This window comes from Candidatus Neomarinimicrobiota bacterium (assembly GCA_022560655.1).
Lineage (GTDB): Bacteria > Fidelibacterota > Marinisomatia > SCGC-AAA003-L08 > TS1B11 > JADFSS01.
The window spans coordinates 1-15,856 of record JADFSS010000048.1 but is presented as its reverse complement, the minus strand read 5'-3'; the positions used below and the strand labels follow the sequence as shown (position 1 = coordinate 15,856).

18 protein-coding genes are annotated in these 15,856 nt (G+C 57.4%); 2 read left to right on the top strand and 16 right to left on the bottom strand.

The features are described 5' to 3' along the window. The 8 genes from IH971_07975 to fliE all read right to left on the bottom strand — a co-directional run. Positions 1–713: hypothetical protein (locus IH971_07975; protein ID MCH7497772.1), on the bottom strand; the 713-nt coding region annotated here is incomplete at its 3' end. Further along, on the bottom strand, positions 713–1,249 hold the full coding sequence (locus IH971_07970) for a hypothetical protein (GenBank protein ID MCH7497771.1): 537 nt from the start codon (positions 1,247–1,249) through the stop codon (positions 713–715). The genes IH971_07970 and IH971_07975, both read right to left, overlap by 1 nt. Then, complete coding sequence (gene fliJ / locus IH971_07965; GenBank protein MCH7497770.1) at positions 1,246–1,719, bottom strand: flagellar export protein FliJ; 474 nt, start codon at positions 1,717–1,719, stop codon at positions 1,246–1,248. The genes IH971_07970 and fliJ overlap by 4 nt, the downstream gene beginning before the upstream one ends. Beyond that, positions 1,706–3,058 (bottom strand): FliI/YscN family ATPase, encoded by a 1,353-nt coding sequence (locus IH971_07960; protein ID MCH7497769.1) that lies wholly within the window; start codon positions 3,056–3,058, stop codon positions 1,706–1,708. Before IH971_07960 ends, fliJ begins: the two co-directional genes overlap by 14 nt. Next, positions 3,055–3,744: a hypothetical protein gene (locus IH971_07955; protein MCH7497768.1), complete on the bottom strand. Its 690-nt coding sequence runs from the start codon at positions 3,742–3,744 to the stop codon at positions 3,055–3,057. Before IH971_07955 ends, IH971_07960 begins: the two co-directional genes overlap by 4 nt. Further along, the gene (gene fliG / locus IH971_07950) at positions 3,741–4,853 is read right to left on the bottom strand and encodes a flagellar motor switch protein FliG (protein ID MCH7497767.1); all 1,113 of its coding nucleotides are present in this window, start codon (positions 4,851–4,853) and stop codon (positions 3,741–3,743) included. Before fliG ends, IH971_07955 begins: the two co-directional genes overlap by 4 nt. Positions 4,854–4,863: 10 nt before the next feature. Next, complete coding sequence (fliF, locus tag IH971_07945; GenBank protein MCH7497766.1) at positions 4,864–6,465, bottom strand: flagellar M-ring protein FliF; 1,602 nt, start codon at positions 6,463–6,465, stop codon at positions 4,864–4,866. Between the two features lie 26 nt (positions 6,466–6,491). Beyond that, entirely contained in the window at positions 6,492–6,800 is a 309-nt protein-coding gene (gene fliE / locus IH971_07940; protein ID MCH7497765.1) for a flagellar hook-basal body complex protein FliE, read from the bottom strand. Between the two features lie 139 nt (positions 6,801–6,939). Here fliE and IH971_07935 point away from each other — a divergent pair, with 139 nt between their 5' ends. After that, on the top strand, positions 6,940–7,122 hold the full coding sequence (locus IH971_07935; protein MCH7497764.1) for a hypothetical protein: 183 nt from the start codon (positions 6,940–6,942) through the stop codon (positions 7,120–7,122). A gap of 16 nt (positions 7,123–7,138) precedes the next feature. Here IH971_07935 and IH971_07930 read toward each other — a convergent pair whose 3' ends face one another. The 8 genes from IH971_07930 to IH971_07895 all read right to left on the bottom strand — a co-directional run bounded on the left by IH971_07930 (position 7,139) and on the right by IH971_07895 (position 14,843). Continuing rightward, entirely contained in the window at positions 7,139–7,624 is a 486-nt protein-coding gene (locus tag IH971_07930) for a flagellar basal body rod protein FlgC (protein ID MCH7497763.1), read from the bottom strand. A gap of 18 nt (positions 7,625–7,642) precedes the next feature. Further along, positions 7,643–8,011 (bottom strand): hypothetical protein, encoded by a 369-nt coding sequence (locus tag IH971_07925; protein MCH7497762.1) that lies wholly within the window; start codon positions 8,009–8,011, stop codon positions 7,643–7,645. Positions 8,012–8,215: 204 nt separating this feature from the next. Beyond that, positions 8,216–9,601, bottom strand: coding sequence for a sigma-54-dependent Fis family transcriptional regulator (locus IH971_07920; GenBank protein ID MCH7497761.1), 1,386 nt, complete (start codon positions 9,599–9,601; stop codon positions 8,216–8,218). Positions 9,602–9,704: 103 nt separating this feature from the next. Then, positions 9,705–10,880 (bottom strand): HAMP domain-containing histidine kinase, encoded by a 1,176-nt coding sequence (locus IH971_07915; protein MCH7497760.1) that lies wholly within the window; start codon positions 10,878–10,880, stop codon positions 9,705–9,707. 4 nt (positions 10,881–10,884) lie between these two features. After that, on the bottom strand, positions 10,885–11,550 hold the full coding sequence (locus IH971_07910) for a response regulator (protein MCH7497759.1): 666 nt from the start codon (positions 11,548–11,550) through the stop codon (positions 10,885–10,887). After that, on the bottom strand, positions 11,543–12,931 hold the full coding sequence (locus IH971_07905) for a response regulator (GenBank protein MCH7497758.1): 1,389 nt from the start codon (positions 12,929–12,931) through the stop codon (positions 11,543–11,545). The genes IH971_07910 and IH971_07905 overlap by 8 nt, the downstream gene beginning before the upstream one ends. A gap of 80 nt (positions 12,932–13,011) precedes the next feature. Next, the gene (locus IH971_07900) at positions 13,012–14,472 is read right to left on the bottom strand and encodes a DUF342 domain-containing protein (protein ID MCH7497757.1); all 1,461 of its coding nucleotides are present in this window, start codon (positions 14,470–14,472) and stop codon (positions 13,012–13,014) included. Beyond that, a complete protein-coding gene (locus tag IH971_07895; GenBank protein MCH7497756.1) occupies positions 14,469–14,843 on the bottom strand; it encodes a hypothetical protein in 375 nt (124 codons plus the stop codon). Before IH971_07895 ends, IH971_07900 begins: the two co-directional genes overlap by 4 nt. Positions 14,844–15,281: 438 nt before the next feature. Here IH971_07895 and IH971_07890 point away from each other — a divergent pair, with 438 nt between their 5' ends. Then, positions 15,282–15,584, top strand: coding sequence for a hypothetical protein (locus IH971_07890; GenBank protein ID MCH7497755.1), 303 nt, complete (start codon positions 15,282–15,284; stop codon positions 15,582–15,584). Positions 15,585–15,856 lie beyond the last annotated feature (272 nt).

Sequence of the window (15,856 nt, the reverse complement as noted above, 5' to 3'; positions counted from 1 at the left end):
TGCGGCGCGAGCTGCTCGGTCTGGCCCGCCGACGAAGGCTTGGTCGCCTTCACGGAGACCGATCGAGCGCCTGATGCGGCGCGTTGCTGCGGCGCGAGGTGCTCGGCCTTAGCCGCCGACGAAGGCTTGGTCGCCTTCATGGAGGTCGATCGAGCGCCTGAGGCTGCGCCTTGTTGCTCCTGCGCCTGTTGCGCCGATGCGGATGCACCGGCCAGAGCGCGCTTACCGGTTGGTCCAGTCGTCTTCGTAGTGCCTGAACCAGCTTTTGAGACGGATTTACCGATCACACCAGCGCGGCCTGCTTCACCGCCCGATAGAAGGGCAGCTGTCGGCGGGCCTCCAGGTAGTGGGCTGGCGATGTGATTCGCGAGCCCATCCTCGGCCTTTGGCAATCGGTTAGTCTCACCAGTGGCAAGAACAGGTGGCTTGGCCATGCCCGGCACCCGTCCGCCGGCGACCACAACCGTGCGGTTGTTGCCGGGCGAGCTAAGCGCGAGTTTGGTTTGTTTGCCCAATCCAGGCACCTGCACCCGCAACTGCTGCAACATGTCGCCAAAACCCTGCGCGCCCTTTACTACGGCGCCGGGCAGGATGGCAAGAAGAGATCCGGCCGGGGATGCCGCTGAGGCACCCTTGGCTTGGCCCTTCACGAGCATGTTGGCCAGTTGGGAGTGATTAGCCTGTGATACGTGGGCTCCACCACTGTTCATCACTAGCTTCCTCTTTTCTTGACGAGCCTGTTGGTCAGATTGGCGGCACGTTCGTCGCCCAATGCCGACAACAGGAACTTCCGTCGTTTGTTGGAAGTGTGCTGGTAGATATCCAGGACCACCTGATCGCTGAGTCTGTCAACGATGGGTGACAATTCGTCCAACGACATCGTGGCGAATGTTCTGGCCATCTCCTGTGCGTTCACTTCTACCTGGAGCAGAGCTTGAATCTCCGCGTCCTTCTGTTGCAGCGTCTCACCCAGGACATTTATGTCGGCATCCTTGAGGGTGAGCAGGCGCCCTACGCTATCCAGGGATGCATCACGCATCGCCAGAACCTGCAGGAGACTGTCCCGCTCCACCGTCAAGGAATCACGTTCCTGGATGATCAGCCGCAATTCTTTGTTGGTAATAACCGCTTCCTCGTCGTCAGCTAGCATTTCTTCCTCACCGGTGAGGAAGAAAATGACGAAAAATACCACCACCATCAGAACAAACAGCAGGATTGCCGCCATCAGTCCCATGAGGATTTTTTTCATGATTGGCCCGTCCCACTACGGTCGGAATGCTTGCGTCCGGCGAGTTCGTCCAAATCTTTCTGCTCTGCCCGACCCAATTCAATACGTGCCAGCAGGTCCTGCCGCTCCTTCAACTTCTCCAGGGATTTCTTGTCCCGGGCCGATTCGGCCACGATTTTGCGCTGCTCCTCAACTTGGTTTTCGGCGAGGCGAACCTCATGAATTTGACGCCGAAGATCCTCGTTGAGCTGCTCGGTGTACCATGTCTTTACCTGCAGGTCGCGGGTGGAGAGTTCATGGTTTCCATCATCCCCGGCTGGCGCAGCGAGTTTTAGATGAACCTGCTTTTGGGCCTGAATGCTGCTCAGCTTCTCCTTTCGGATGCCGTGAGACTGCTCCTTTTCCCGCAGTGCGATGGACTTCAGATTCAGCAGCAGGCCTTTTACATTCAGCAGCCGGCCGTACCTGAAACCCCGCTTATTCCTGGTCAAGGCTAGCCTCCATTGCCGCAGTGAGCGCTTGCAGGTCTTCCCGGGCTGAAATCACATTCGACTTGAGTTGGCCGTCCTGACTCAGGTAGGCATTCACCTTGGCGATATTTGCAATGGCATAGTCAATGCGGGGATTGCTGCCGGGGCTGTAGGCCCCGATGTTGATAAGATCCTCAGAATCCTGATAGATAGATAGCAGTTCCACGACCTGCCGGACCGCCTGGTCTTGCTCTTCGTCTGTGACCTCGCGCCGCAGGCGGCTAATACTTTGAAGCACGTCTACGGCCGGATATTGGCCGCGATTTGCCAGCGCCCGCGAGAGCACGATGTGACCATCCAGCAGGGAGCGGGCAGCATCGGCAATGGGATCGTTCAAATCATCGCTTTCCACCAGAACCGAGTATAGCCCCGTGATGCTGGCCCGGGCATTGGTTCCAGCCCGCTCGAGCAGTCGGGGCAGGAAGGCAAATACTGAGGGGGTGTAGCCCTTGGTGGTAGGGGGTTCACCCACTGCCAGTCCGATCTCCCGTTGGGCCATGGCCACCCTGGTAAGCGAATCCATGAGCAGCATCACCTCCTGGCCACGGTCCCGGAAGTATTCGGCAATAGCCGTCGCGGCCATGGCAGCCTTCACCCGGATCTGGGCGGCCTGATCAGAAGTGGCTACCACCACCACGGCATGCCGAAGGGCCTCACCGCCAAGGTCTCTTTCGATGAACTCCCGCACCTCGCGGCCACGCTCACCAATGAGCCCGATTACGTTGACCTCGGCGTTGGTGTGCCGGGCGATCATGCCCAGCAAGACACTCTTGCCCACACCGCTGCCGGAAAAAATGCCTATGCGCTGGCCGCGTCCAATGGTAAGCAGGCCATCGATGGATCGAATGCCTGTGGAAAAAGGTTCGGAAATAATTTTGCGGCTCATGGGGTCGGGCGGCGGGCTGTAAACGGGTTGGTAACGCTCAAACTGGATCGGGCCCTTGCCATCGATGGGTTGCCCCAGGCCGTCCACGATGCGTCCCAGCAGCTGCGGCCCCACCGGAATAGTGAGAGTGTCGGCGCTGAGGGTGACCTTGCTCCCCACGGACACACCCATCGTCACGTCCAGGGGCATGAGCAGCATCTTGCCGTCACGGAAGCCCATCACCTCAGCGCGTATGGGGTCGCCCCCTTCCACATCGATGGTGCACATGTCACCGACGGAACCGTCGGGACAGGTCGCCTCCACCACCAGACCGACTACTTCCGTTACACGGCCGTCCACGCGGTACGGCTCCAACACATCGAGGCGATCAAGGCGGCCGTTGATTCGTGCCTGCAGGTGATCGGGCGCGGTCATCTCAGTTTGTCTTCCAGAATCTTGAGCTGGTTGGCGTAGCTGCCATCAATGATGTGTTCCTGGGTCTCAACCTGGCATTCGCCGGGGCGCAGGTTGTCATCGGCCACAAAGCGTAGCTTGCCGGGAAAGGACTGCTTGAATTTCTCGGACACGGCATCCGACTGCAGCAGTGCCAGACTGGCCGGCGCCACATGAATGACGACGCTGCCCTCGTGCAGCACTTCCCTCAGAAACGACAGGATGGTGGCCGTAAGAGATTCATCACGCAGCTCGTCAGGGAGCGGCGCATTCAGAATCTTTTCCGAAATTCGGAAACTCATACGCAACAGGGGCTCCTCCAAGGTAGTCAGGGCCTGGTCGAACTCCTGTTCCAGGCGTTCTGCCAGCTCCCTGAATTGCTGCGCATGAGCTTCCAACGCTTGAATATGTTTTTCGCGCTCCGCAGACACACCGTCCTTGAATCCCAGGTTGTAGGACTGTTCCCTGGCTGACTGGAGCTCACCCTCCAGGTGCTCGATCTGACTGTGAAGCATGTCGGTCTGGCTGGCCTCCACAGTGGCGACGTCGGCATCCTGCGGTTCGTTTTGGATGTCAGCAACCAGTGCTTGTACCGCCTCATCGTTGTCGTGAACTCCACGGATACCCGTCACGCGGCGCGGGAGTCTTATGATGGTGGCAGAGCTCACGCTATGAGTTCCTCTGATTCGCCGCCACGGGCAATGGTTATTTCATTGGCGTCATCCAACCGGCGGACCACATCCAGTATTGCACTCTGGGCTTCCTCGACTTCGGACACCCGCACCGCACCCAAGAACTCCAGCTCGTCCTTGAGCATACCGCCAGCCCTGTCGGACATATTGTTATAGACCTTGTCCTGCAGTTCGGTGCTGGTAGCTTTCAGAGACAGGGCAAGCGTCTTGGTATCCACCTCCTTGATAATCTTCTGAATACTTTCATCAGCGAGAGTTATCAGGTCTTCGAACAGGAACATCAGGTTGGTTATCTCCAGGGCCAGTTCGGGATCCCGCTCACGCATGTGGTCCAGAATATTCTTCTCCGCGGCTCGGCTGGCACTATTCAGTATCTCCGCCACCGCATATGCGCCACCGGTGCTGCGCATATCTGCGCCGAAAACATCGCCCAGCTGCTCGCGTAGGACGTTTTCAATTTCCTTAACCATTTCTGGAGAAGTCTTTTCCATGGTAGCCAGTCGGAACGCGATTTCGTTCTGCAGTTCTTCGGAGAGCTGGGAGAGGATGTTCGCAGCCTGCTTGGGCTTGAGATTGGCCAAGATGAGTGCCGCCGTCTGAGGATGCTCATCCTGAAGGAAGCTGAGCAGTTGGGCGTCATCCACCGTCTGCAACAGAAAGAAGGCGCTCACCTCGGTTGCCGCCTCGATGCGCTTGAGTATTTCGTCAGCCCGACGCATACCCCATGCCTTTTCCAGAACCTGCCTCGCGTACTCGAGGCCACCCTGAGAGACATACTGGCGGGCCAGCATCATCTCATGAAACTCGTTGATGACCTGCTGTAGTTGTTCGGACGGTACGTTTTTCAGCTTGGCCAGCTCGATAGAGAGACTTTCCACCTCCGATTCGGGTAGATGTTTCAATACGGCTGCGGAAGTCGTCACCCCGAGGGCGATGAGCAATACGCCCGCCCGCTCAATCGGCGACAAATCTCCAGAGGTAGTTGGCAGCACTGCCTCTTCAACCAGCGCGCTTTCCTCCGGCTCGGAGCTTTCCTCCGCCGGAGGAGTTACCTCCACGCTCTGCTCCGTGAATTCTTCGCTCATACGACCCTCACTATGCCTCTTCAGACACCAAGCCCGACGTCCAGATACGGATCAGCTGGGCAGCGCCTTCAGGATTTTCCTCCACAAATTTTGTCACTTCAGTGGTTACCCGGTCCTGCACTTCAAGCTGCGCCCGGGCCTCCGGAGACAGTTTCATGAGAAATTCGTCGGCCACAACTTCCACCTCTCCCCGGGCCTCAAGGGCACCAGCTGCACCGGGTATACCCTCGATATCTTCAGGGCCACCGACCAGGACACCTATCCGCTTGCCGGGAAGCGCCAGGGCTTCCGCGAATTGGGCTGTCGTAGAGCGCAACACTCTCAACAGCAGGTACAGCGAAATAATGACCGCCGCGACAACTAGGATTCCATTGATCCATTTGCTCTGCTTAGCGTCTCGCTCAACTTTTTGAATAGACGCCAATTCGGCCAACTCCTGTTGGTGGTCAAATTCCAAATTTTCAACCGTCACTTGGTCGCCCCTGGCCTCGTCAATACCCAGCGCATCGGAAACGAGCGCCTCGATGCTGGCCAGTTCCTCCGGTGATCGCGGGAGGTAGGCAGTCTCGTCGCCGTCGCCATTTGGCACAATCCGGTGATCGATCAGGACGGCCACCGTTAGCCGCCGGATATCGCCCGTACTGGCCACAAAATGCTCGAGGGTCTTGTCCAGTTCGTAGTTGGTCACCGTCTGCTCGATGCTTCGGCTGGTGGTATCCTGGCCGATGTGATGCTCAACATTGCGCTCTTCACTGAGCACAGCGGCTTCGTCGGTGCCGTAGGTTTCCAGGGTCCGCTCCAGCTGCTCGAAGTTGAGCTCGGCCGATACTTTCACGATGGACCGTCCGGGCCCCAGAACGTCGTCCAGGAGCTCTTGGGCCTTCTGCTGCAGGCCGACCTCCACCGAGCGCCTGATATCCCAGTTGCGGCTGCTTGCCGAAACCTCTCCGCCATCCCGGAAAGCTTCCGAAAGCAGCTTGCCGCCGGCATCCACTATGGTAACATTCTCCGGGCTCAAATCGGGTACGCTATTGCCGATCAGGGCAGCAATCCCGTGGATGCGTCGCGGCGTCAGAAAGGCGCCGGCCTCAAGGTGGAGCACAACCGAGGCCGTTGCATGATCCGCTTCTTCAAAAAATCTCTTCTCTGGAATTACCAGATGCACACGGCTCGAGCGAACCTCATTCATCTGGTTGAGAGTACGGACAAGTTCCCCTTCCAACGCGCGCTGATAATTGACCCGCTGCATGAAAGTAGTCATCCCCATGCGCTGCTCATCGAACAGTTCGAAGCCCGTGATGGAACCAGTGGCCACGCCCTCAGCCGCGAAGGTGAGCCGATATTCGGAGACTTGATCGGCGGGCACGTGAATCGTCCTGCCCCCTGATGACAAACGATAGGGTACGCCGTCATCGCGCAGCGTGTTGACGATTTCGCTTGCATCTTCGGCCGCCAGATTGCTGTACAGCAGCGCGTATTCGGGCCGATTCGCCCACAGCGATAAAACCACCAGCGAGCTGATGACCCCGATAATGACCGTGAACAGCGCGATGCGCTGTCCAACGCTCATTCCTTGAATAATCTCTCTGAATTGCTGAATCAGTGGAGGCATAATGTCTTATCCTGCGCCCTCTGGCATTAGATGTTCATCCGGTTGATTTCCTGGTAGGCCTCCAGCATCTTGTTTCTGATCTCCAACATCAGTTGGAAGCTGATACTGGCCTCTTCCAAGGCGATCATGGCGGAATGGAGGTCTTCTGATTCCCCCGTCACCACGTCAGATACCTTCTCACTGGCCTCAGCCTGTTTGGCATTTACCGAGCTGAGCAGCTCCTTAAGTTGGTCGCTGAAGCGAACATCGCCGGGCTTGCGGCCCGGCTGTTGTGACCCGGAAGCACCTGTTGCTCCGGTGGGATCAATGCGTACTGGATTGTCGGGAATCTTCATTTTACCCTCTTAAATCAACAAAGTTGCCTAGCACCACCGGTTTAGCCGGCTGGGGACCATAAAGGCTCATTGAGCCCCCTTCCTGTGCGTCAAAGAGCAGGACCAAGATCTGTTTCTCGCCGGCAGAAAGCAGTCCCCCATGGGGGTCGGTTTCAGCGCCAGGTTCACCGGGATATTCGGCATCGGCAGTGACCAGACGCTGGCCCAAATTCGCTTCAAGGTCAGAGACGGACCCCTGCAACCCGGCTGGAGCAACCGGCTGCTCACGCACGCGGTGTCCCTCAAACTGCTGAGGCGCCATGCCCTGGAGTCGGGGGTGTAGAATTTCCATAGGCGGGTCAGAGCTCCAGCGTCCGCTTGGCGATCTGCTTCGCCGCCCCCAGCACGGTCGAATTGGCCTCGTAGGATCTGGTAGCAGTGATCATATCCATCATTTCCTGAACGATATTAATGTCGGGAGTCCGCACATAGCCCTGGGCGTTCGCCTTGGGGTGGGTGGGATCGTAGACCACCCGCTCATTGGGATGCTCGATAGTCCGGCTTTCAGGCCAGCGCTCACCATACCAGGAGACCCGGTCGCTGATTCCGGATATGTGGCCACCGCTTGTGCGCCGTAATTTGAGCGCCGAGTCCCGGAAGAACGACCCGAAGGACTGCTTGCGGCTTCGGGGGTCCACCGATTTGCGATGGTAAAGGGGCTCGCCTTCGGCGGCAATCTGGTTGGCGTTGGAAATGTTTTCTGAGACCGTCTCCAACCGGGTTAACTCGTCGGTCATCCCGCGAGCTACATGGTTGAAGATGGTAAACAGGCCTTGAATTTTCATGGCTTATCCCTGGCAATCTTAACGGATTCGACCCGTTATGGCCCTGGTGAGTCCCTCAAATTTTCTGCGCAGGGTCCTGGCCGAGAAGTCGTACCTGATCTGGTTTAGCGCCAGGTCGGTCATCTCGCGCGTAATTTGAACCGGCCCCTGCTCCCAGTCCGGTACCTTTTGGGAGAACGTGCCGGGAGAGATATGCCGGCTACGGGTCGTATTGAGGGTGTTCCTGCGCCGGGCCTCCGAGAGTTCGTCCAGAAAACGTGTGGGCTTGCGGGTGTAATCCACCGCGTTGAGATGCTCCACGTTCTCGGAAATGTTGCGGTGGTGCCGCATGAGCAGATCCAGTGAACGCTTCAGTAAAACCGTCGGCGCATTGTTGAAGATTTTCATACATTAATCTCCTGTTGCGTCATCGCAACCGAGAATACAACAAGAGTCATGCCAAAGCGGGCGAGCGAGTACAGTCTCATGGATTGGCTGGCGGGCAAGGGCTTCAGAAGGAAGTCAAATTGCCTTGGGCTGGTCCACACGGCAACTTCTGCCCGACGGGCGGCAATTTTTACCACGTGAACCAGCTGCAGGAGCCGGGTGGGGCTATGACGCCGTGGCGCTGTCCAGGCCATATTGCTTCAGCTTGTTGCGCAAAGTTTTAACGGAAATAGCCAGAATCCTTGCGGCGTGGGACCGGTTCTGACTGGTCCTTTCAAGGGTGGCGAGTATGGCCTGCCGCTCCACATCGGCCAGCTTGCTGCCCCCCCCGAGCTTAAGCCCCCCGAGTTCATGTCCGTTGTCCTCAGGGGGGAAAAAGTGTTCCAGCTCCAGCTTGGGAGCCGAGCCTGAAAATAGAAGCGCGCGCTCGGTGTGGTTTTTGAGCTCCCGGATATTGCCCCGCCAATCGTAGGCCTGCAGGTATCGCAGAGTGCTCGAATCGATGGTTTTTTTCTCCTGGCGGTATTTTTCGCAGAAGTAGGCGATGAAATGGTCCAACAAAAGGGGGATGTCGCTGGGGCGTTCCCGAAGGGGTGGAACACGAATGGGCACCACGTTCAGGCGGTAGTACAGGTCCTCCCGGAAGGTGCCGTTGCCGATCATCTCGGCAATGTCGTGGTTGGTGGTGGCGATAATGCGTACATCCACATCAACGGGCTTATGGCTGCCGACTTTGGTAAAGCGTTGCTCCTGCAAGACCCGCAGTAGCTTGGCCTGTAATCCCACGGGAATTTCGCTCACTTCGTCAAGGAGGAGAGTACCACCATCCGTTTCCTCAAAAATCCCCTGGGTGGTTTTGTTGGCGCCGGTGAAGGCACCCTGGACATGGCCGAAGAGGGTGCTCTCCATAAGGTTTTCAGGGATAGCGGCGCAGTTGAGCTGCAGAAACGGCTTGTCGGCCCGGTCGCTAGTCTTGTGCACCGCCGAGGCCACCAGCTCTTTGCCCGTTCCGCTTTCGCCCTGAATGAAAACAGGCGCATCGCTACGGCTCACCATCTTCACCAGCTCCAGTACAGCCAGCAGTTCGCGGCTTTGGCCGATCATCTCAGTCTTCACATCCTGAGCCTTCAGCTTTTTCTTCAGGTCCCGGTTTTCAACCCTCAACAGGTTCAGTTCAAAATATCTTTTGAGGCGCGATTCAATTTCCGTGATGGAGAACGGCTTGGTAAGGTAATCAAATGCGCCGTCCTTCATGGCCTGGACGGCAGTCTCCACCGTGCCATAGGCCGTGATAATGATGACACCAGGGGGCTGGTTCAGTTTCTGGACATCAGTGAGTAGCTCCAAGCCGTCCTTTTTCGGCATTTTCAGGTCTGTAAGTACCAGATCTGGCGGCGAGGACTTGATCTTCTCCAGAGCATCCTCTCCGTCTTCAGCCAGCACAACACTGTAGCCGATCCCCTCCAGTGTCTCCTGCAGAAACAGCCGGATATAATTGTCGTCATCGACAACCAAGATTTTTGATTGGGCGCCAGCCTCCTTTTTCGCCATTCATTACCTCCGTTGTTTACCGTTCCAGGAACAGGCATGAACGAGCCTGCCGCATGTGCCTGTGAAAGCTTCAACTACTTGCCTGAGACGCTGAGTGCAGGGCTCAAATGGGTAGCGTGAGGCCAACTTCTACTTCCCCGCTATCGTTAGCACCAACCTCGGACTTGCCCCCGAGGGTTTCGAGGATCCTGCGGACCCGTGCCAGGCCCAGACCGAGATGGCCGGATTTAGTCGTGTAGAACGGCACCCACCAGTCGGAGCCAGCTCCTGCGTCAAACCCCTTGCTCGGATTTGTGACGCTGATCCGGGCCTCTTTCTCGTTCTGCCGCAGCACGACGTGGATGTCACCCCGTGCGGGCTTTTCCACAGCTTCGACGGCGTTGTCGAGAATCTGCTCAAGCGCCAATTTGAGCAGTTCGGGGTCGGTGACCAGCTGTAAGTCCTGTTCGCCACCCTCCAGTTTAATGGTCTGATCCGGCAGGGACCGGTCTTGTGCGTAGTCCGCTACAAGGTGCTCCAGGAAAGGGTGCACATCCACCTTGATCCAGTGGGGTTCCACGGTCTCATGAAACACCGTACCAAGGGCGGAGGCCAACAGGTTTAGCCGGTCAATGCCGCCACGAATGATGCTCAGCTTGTTGCTCTCCTGTGGGTCAAGGTTCTGCACCTGAAGCAGCAGCTCGGCAAAGCCCTGCATCGACGTAAGGGGGGTGCGGATTTCATGGACGAGCGTGCCGGTGAGATTTTTAAGAATCCGGTCCTCCACCTCCCGAAGGTGATCCAGCTCCAGGTCTTGGGCCACCAGTAACAGCATGCGGCCTTTTTCGATGGGATTGTCCAGGTAAATGCAATCGTAAATCCCTGCCGAGGCCCCGGCCTTAACTTTCAGTTCAACCGCACTTTTGGAGGCGGCCTGATCTAGGAGCTGCTGGAGGGTCTCCACGGAGCCGGGGTCGAGAATATCTTTGAGCACTGCGCCCTCCTCCAGCGCAAACTCCCGCTGGGCGTCCGCATTAGCCGAAATGGTTTCCAAGTCCTGATTGACCACCATTGATGCCTTTGATAAGCCGCTCACCAGCGTCCCCATCAAATAGAGGGGCGCCAGATTGGGGAGTGCCAGTCCGGTGGGCACCGGCTCGGGGTCCCAGGTGTCGCTCGCAGGCATGAGCAGTTCCTGCTCCAGCTGGTGATAGGCTGACTGTACCTCGGCAGCAGCGACTCGGAACTGCTGGATGACGTCGTCCAAGCTTACTGGCTCTGGTTGCTGCTGGGTGGCCATGGGGCTAGGTTGCTTCCGCTGACTGACTATCACTGCCGGCAGGTGGAAGTTCGGTCTCCGGCTCGGCATCGGTGGGGGTGGCAACCGCATGCTGCTCGTAGCTGGCGATGACGTCTGAGCCCGGCGACTGCTGGCCGGCCAGCCTACTTCCCATTGCGGCCGGCGCGATCCCTTTTTCAGGTATGACCGTCGACCTATCCTGAGCGGCGGCCCCAGAACCTTGGGTGGACTCCATTTTAGCAATTGCCTGCCGCAGCTCCTGGTTCTCGCGGATCAGGGCCTGTTCCCACTGAATCCGCCTGATGCTGGTGATCAATGGGTCGACGCGCACCGGCTTGACAAGGATATCGTTGGCCGCTTTGTAGAGTTCGTCCTGGGCGGCATCAAGAGCTGCGTAGCCAGTCATCAGAATGATAATAAGTTCGGGGGCACGCTCCCTCAGCTTGCGTGCAAGAGCGAGCCAATCCTCGACGTCAGCCCCCACGCCCACCAGCACGATGCCGACTGAATGATCGCTGTATGTTTCCCAAGCCTGAGTTGTCGTATCAGCGGTTGCGACCTCCCAACCCTTGTCGACAAGTTGGAGTGTAAGAGCTGTGAGGACGGCCTCGTCCTCCTCCGCGATGATCACGGCCGAGGCAGTCTCAAACTTGTCTGTGGCGTCAGTCATCCTTGGTGGTGTCCGCGAGCTGCTGACGAGCAAAGTCCTGAATCTGGCTCGACAATCGAGCCCACAGCATGGTCAGGAAGTCAGCGCTATCCTCCGGCCAGTCGGGCCACGTAGCCGAAGCATAAAACAGTTCTGCACCACTCGCATTCTGGATCTGGGATGACACCGACTTGCGAAAGTCTTCGGACATGGCCAAACAGGTAATTTCCGACTGCACCTGATTTGAACCCGGAAAGAATGCCAGCGCCGTATCCGCACCTATCCAGTGCAAGCTGCTGGCAGGCTCATGGTTGAGGAGCATGTCAGCGCAGGCATCCTGAAAGGCCGTCAATTCACGCGCAGTGGCCCCGGGGTTGGGTGTATGAAAGCGCAACAGGTTGACGCCCAAGGGCATCGAATTTGAATCGCTCAGCGCCTCGATCTGGCTCTCGATGATAGACTGTCCCTGGGCGGCCCAATGGGGTGCCGATTGCCCGCGCAATACTGAACCTCCTGACTGAAATACCTGCGGAGAAATCTGCACGGCGAGTATTTTCAGCAGTTGGCGCTGGTCATCGGTGGGCGGCTCTGAACCTTCCACGACAAACACAACCAGGTAGCCCATCAGACGCTCGCGGTACCGGATGGGGGTGAACAAGATGGCTTTAAGCGGCTGCTCATCCGCGGTTAACGCAGCCAGCAAATTGGCCGCTGCATGGTCTCCGTCGACGAGAGTGGGCTCATTTGCGGGAATCGCTTCCATCACGGCGTCCCACTCGTGGCTTGCCACTACCTCTGCCAGGGTCGATTCCGGTGGATAGTTGGCCTTGCCAACAGTTGTGCGGCCCTCGGCATCCACCAATAGCAGGCAGCTGTGGGTCAGGCCCAGACCTATGGCGAGCGTGTCCAGGATGAACTCCAGTGTGATGTCCCAATCATCCGTATCGTAAAGAAAACGGGTGACCTCATAAAGCGTGGAAACATCGTCCAGCATCTTTCTGATGCTGGCATGCAGCCTGTCATTCTCACGTTTGAGACTCTGGGCCGTCAGGGCTCGATCCACCACGTGCCCCAGCTCGCGAAGATCAAAGGGTTTATTCAGATAGGCGTAGACATCGAGGCTCACCGATTCGATAGCCGAGTCCAGCGTTGCAAAACCGGTAAGGATGATGACCAAGGTGTCGTTAGCGGAGCCACGTACGATCCTCGTAATGTCCATACCCGTCACGTTGGGCATTCGCAGGTCAGTAAGCACCAGATCGAAGGAACGCTTTTTCAACACCTCGACGGCCTCGGTCGAATCAACCAGTCCAACCACATCATGACCACTTTCTCGTAGCAGCTGTGAAATGGCTTCGACGATGAATTTCTCATCGTCGACTACCAGGATAGAAGATGGCATGCCACTCCTAATTCGTTACCGGCGGCAGGTGCGCTCCAGTCCAGACAGGAACCGCAGGTTTCCCGCGTGGATCACCAGGATCAAATCTTGCTTGCCTCAGCCTGGTCCAGGGGGCCAAAGCTGAGCCGGTTCCCCACCCGGAAAAAGATCACGTTTTTGCGTTTACGGTCGACCCGATGCGTCGCGTCACCGATAGAAATCTTGACACCCGGGTAAACGGTACCATGAAACTGCAAAGTTTCGGCCACAGCCTGGTCGCCGTTCGCCACACTGGTCTGACTGTTCCGCCTTTGGGAATTTGCCGACTGGGTATGGTTGGTGCGCGCCAATAACGCAACTTTCTGCTCGAGTTCCACAAGCTCCGCTTCATTTTCATCGGCGAGAGATCCTTTGCGCGCCTTCAACAATTGCAGAAAATCCACGCGCTTCTGTAAATAGGCCAGTTCCATGCGCAGTCTGCGCTGTTCATTGCGCTTCTCGTAGCGCGACCAACCGACGTTTTCTGGCTGGGTATAACCTACCCCCACCTCGGTGACAATTCGTCCATCGGAGCCCACATGGCGTGCCTCAATGCGCTTCTCAGCATAGAGCGTACCACCACGAATGATACCTTCATTCGCACTGACGGTTATGTAGCGCCCAGCCGTCACGGCACAATTAATAATATAGCGGATGGCCTCTACGTCCTGTTTGGCGCCGATAGTGGCATCCTGAATAAATCCCGCCATAACGTTTCCACTAGCCAGAATCCGGGCCCGACCCTGACCGAGAATGCCGTTTCGCACGATAACGTTACCCGTCAGAGAGTATGCGTCGGCACCTTCGATGCTGCCTCCGACGAATATGTCGCCCCGCGCCTCTACCCGGCAGCCCGGGCGCACATCATTCTCAATGTAGACCGAATCTTCAAACCTGATATTTTCGTTTTGACTCTCCAGATTCCCCTTTACGCGACTGGCCTTCTGAACACCGATGGTGGCTCCATTCCAGGTTGCGATACCCTGCGCCGTAGCCAAGAGGTTCAGTCCGTCTTTGGAGACTTCGGTGCCCTGGCCACAAGGGATCGCGAGGTCGACGCCTGAAAGTTCCAATTTCTCGCCAAATACATTGGTGCCGGATTCCCCACCCGAAGCGGGCAATTTGGTCAAAATTTGTTGTCCGGGTACCACTCGGGTGAACAGGTTCGGTAGCTGCAGCCCGTGAAGCACCGCAACGCTGATGTCCCGTGGGATAGCCTCTCCATCTGACTCCTCATGCCAAATCAGCTTGGCATCGCCGCCCCCGGCAGGCATTTCGCCCTCGGCGAATAGTACGGGTTTGCCCGCAATCTGCTCATCGATCAGCTGGTCAATTGCTTGATCATCAATGCCATAAACAACACCGGCTCGCTCAATGGCCATCTGAACCTGGACAGGGGTTGGAAAATCGGTAACATCCTGAGGGACATAGAGGGCCGCGGCGAAGCCCTCAGCCAGAATGCGAACCTCAACAGGCTGTGAACTGCCGGTACTTTTCTCGGTAGCTTCGGCCTGTTCACTCATGAATCATCACCGTATTCGAAGCGGACTTCATGGACCGTACCGCAACTGCACACCAAGCGCAGGCCCACTGTCTCCTCATTCTCGATGAGGGGCGTAACCTCCACCGTTTCCGGCTTCGGATCCGGTTTAATGTGGTACTCGGGAATAATGGTTGTGGGACTCCTCAGGTGCACGTCGCCTTTCTTGACAATTTTGCGGTGACCTAACTGTGAGATGGATGCCTCAGGTAGCGGCTCTTCCCTCCACGGGGTGAACTCAACGTCCACGCCAGATTGGCGGCCTTTCAGCTGGGGCTGGTCCCCTCTGGTCACTGCATCCGGTGATTGGGATGGCTGCAACGCAAGGGAAGCCTCCCGCTCAACATCCGACATAGCTGCTCTCCATCACTTGTCTACCAATGTCTGCCTGCTTCGCGGGGCGTATGATGTTGGTTAATGTAAACACCTTGGCCCAAGTTTTTCCATGTGCCGGCCCCTCAGTGCCCTGACAAACCGGGCGCGGAGTGGTTGCCCAATCAGGAGCAAACCCCATGCCAAGCTGGTCACGTGCGGCACTCGCCCTGCAACACCCGGGAGTGTAGTCGAGCGGTGCAAAAATGGGCCCTCACAGTATAGTGTCTCAAGCGCAGCTAGGCAATATTTTCCTACCCTTGCGGCTAGGAGCCCGGAATGCTCTTAAACATCCGATTTATGGACTGGACCTCATTGCCCATCGTATTGAAATCTTGCGACGTTGATTGGGTCGTTACCAAGGCAAAAACCCGCTAGTAATTGATCAGGGCGTCGACGGCGCAGGGCAGCTGATCGGAGGTGATCGGCAGCGCGATCCAACTGATCTACGAGCTCGTCGGCCAAGCCAACCCGCTGGCACTGAACGCCAACATCCGGGCGCTGCGGGCGGGAGCTGCCGGCCATAGATTTGCCGTGGCGGCCTCTGCCGAGCAACCAATTCGAGCGGCGAAGGGGTCGACCCAGCTCAGTGGCCAATTCAAGGTGGAGCACCCCCCCGGTCTGGCTAACCCATACACTCACAGGCTGATTTCAGCCAGGAAAACCAGCCCCGGACGAGCTTCGGCGGCTGGTTTCATGTTTCAACCAACATGTCTGGGTTAGCGGGCAGTAAAATTGGCTACGAAAGCGGCACTGAATCGGATAAGGAGCGCAGTTCCACATGCGGCAATACAATTTACGAACAACCGGGTTGATACAATTAGGCGCCGGGCGGCTCGTTGGCGGGCTGCTGGCTTGGCAGCTTCTGGCCGGGATAGGGGCAACCTCCGTTGTGGCCACAGAGGGCTTTTCTGACATGACGAGCGAAGAACAGATTGCGACTGAACTAACCGCCGCCGTCGGGCTGCAATGACACGGTATCGCGCCAACTCCCA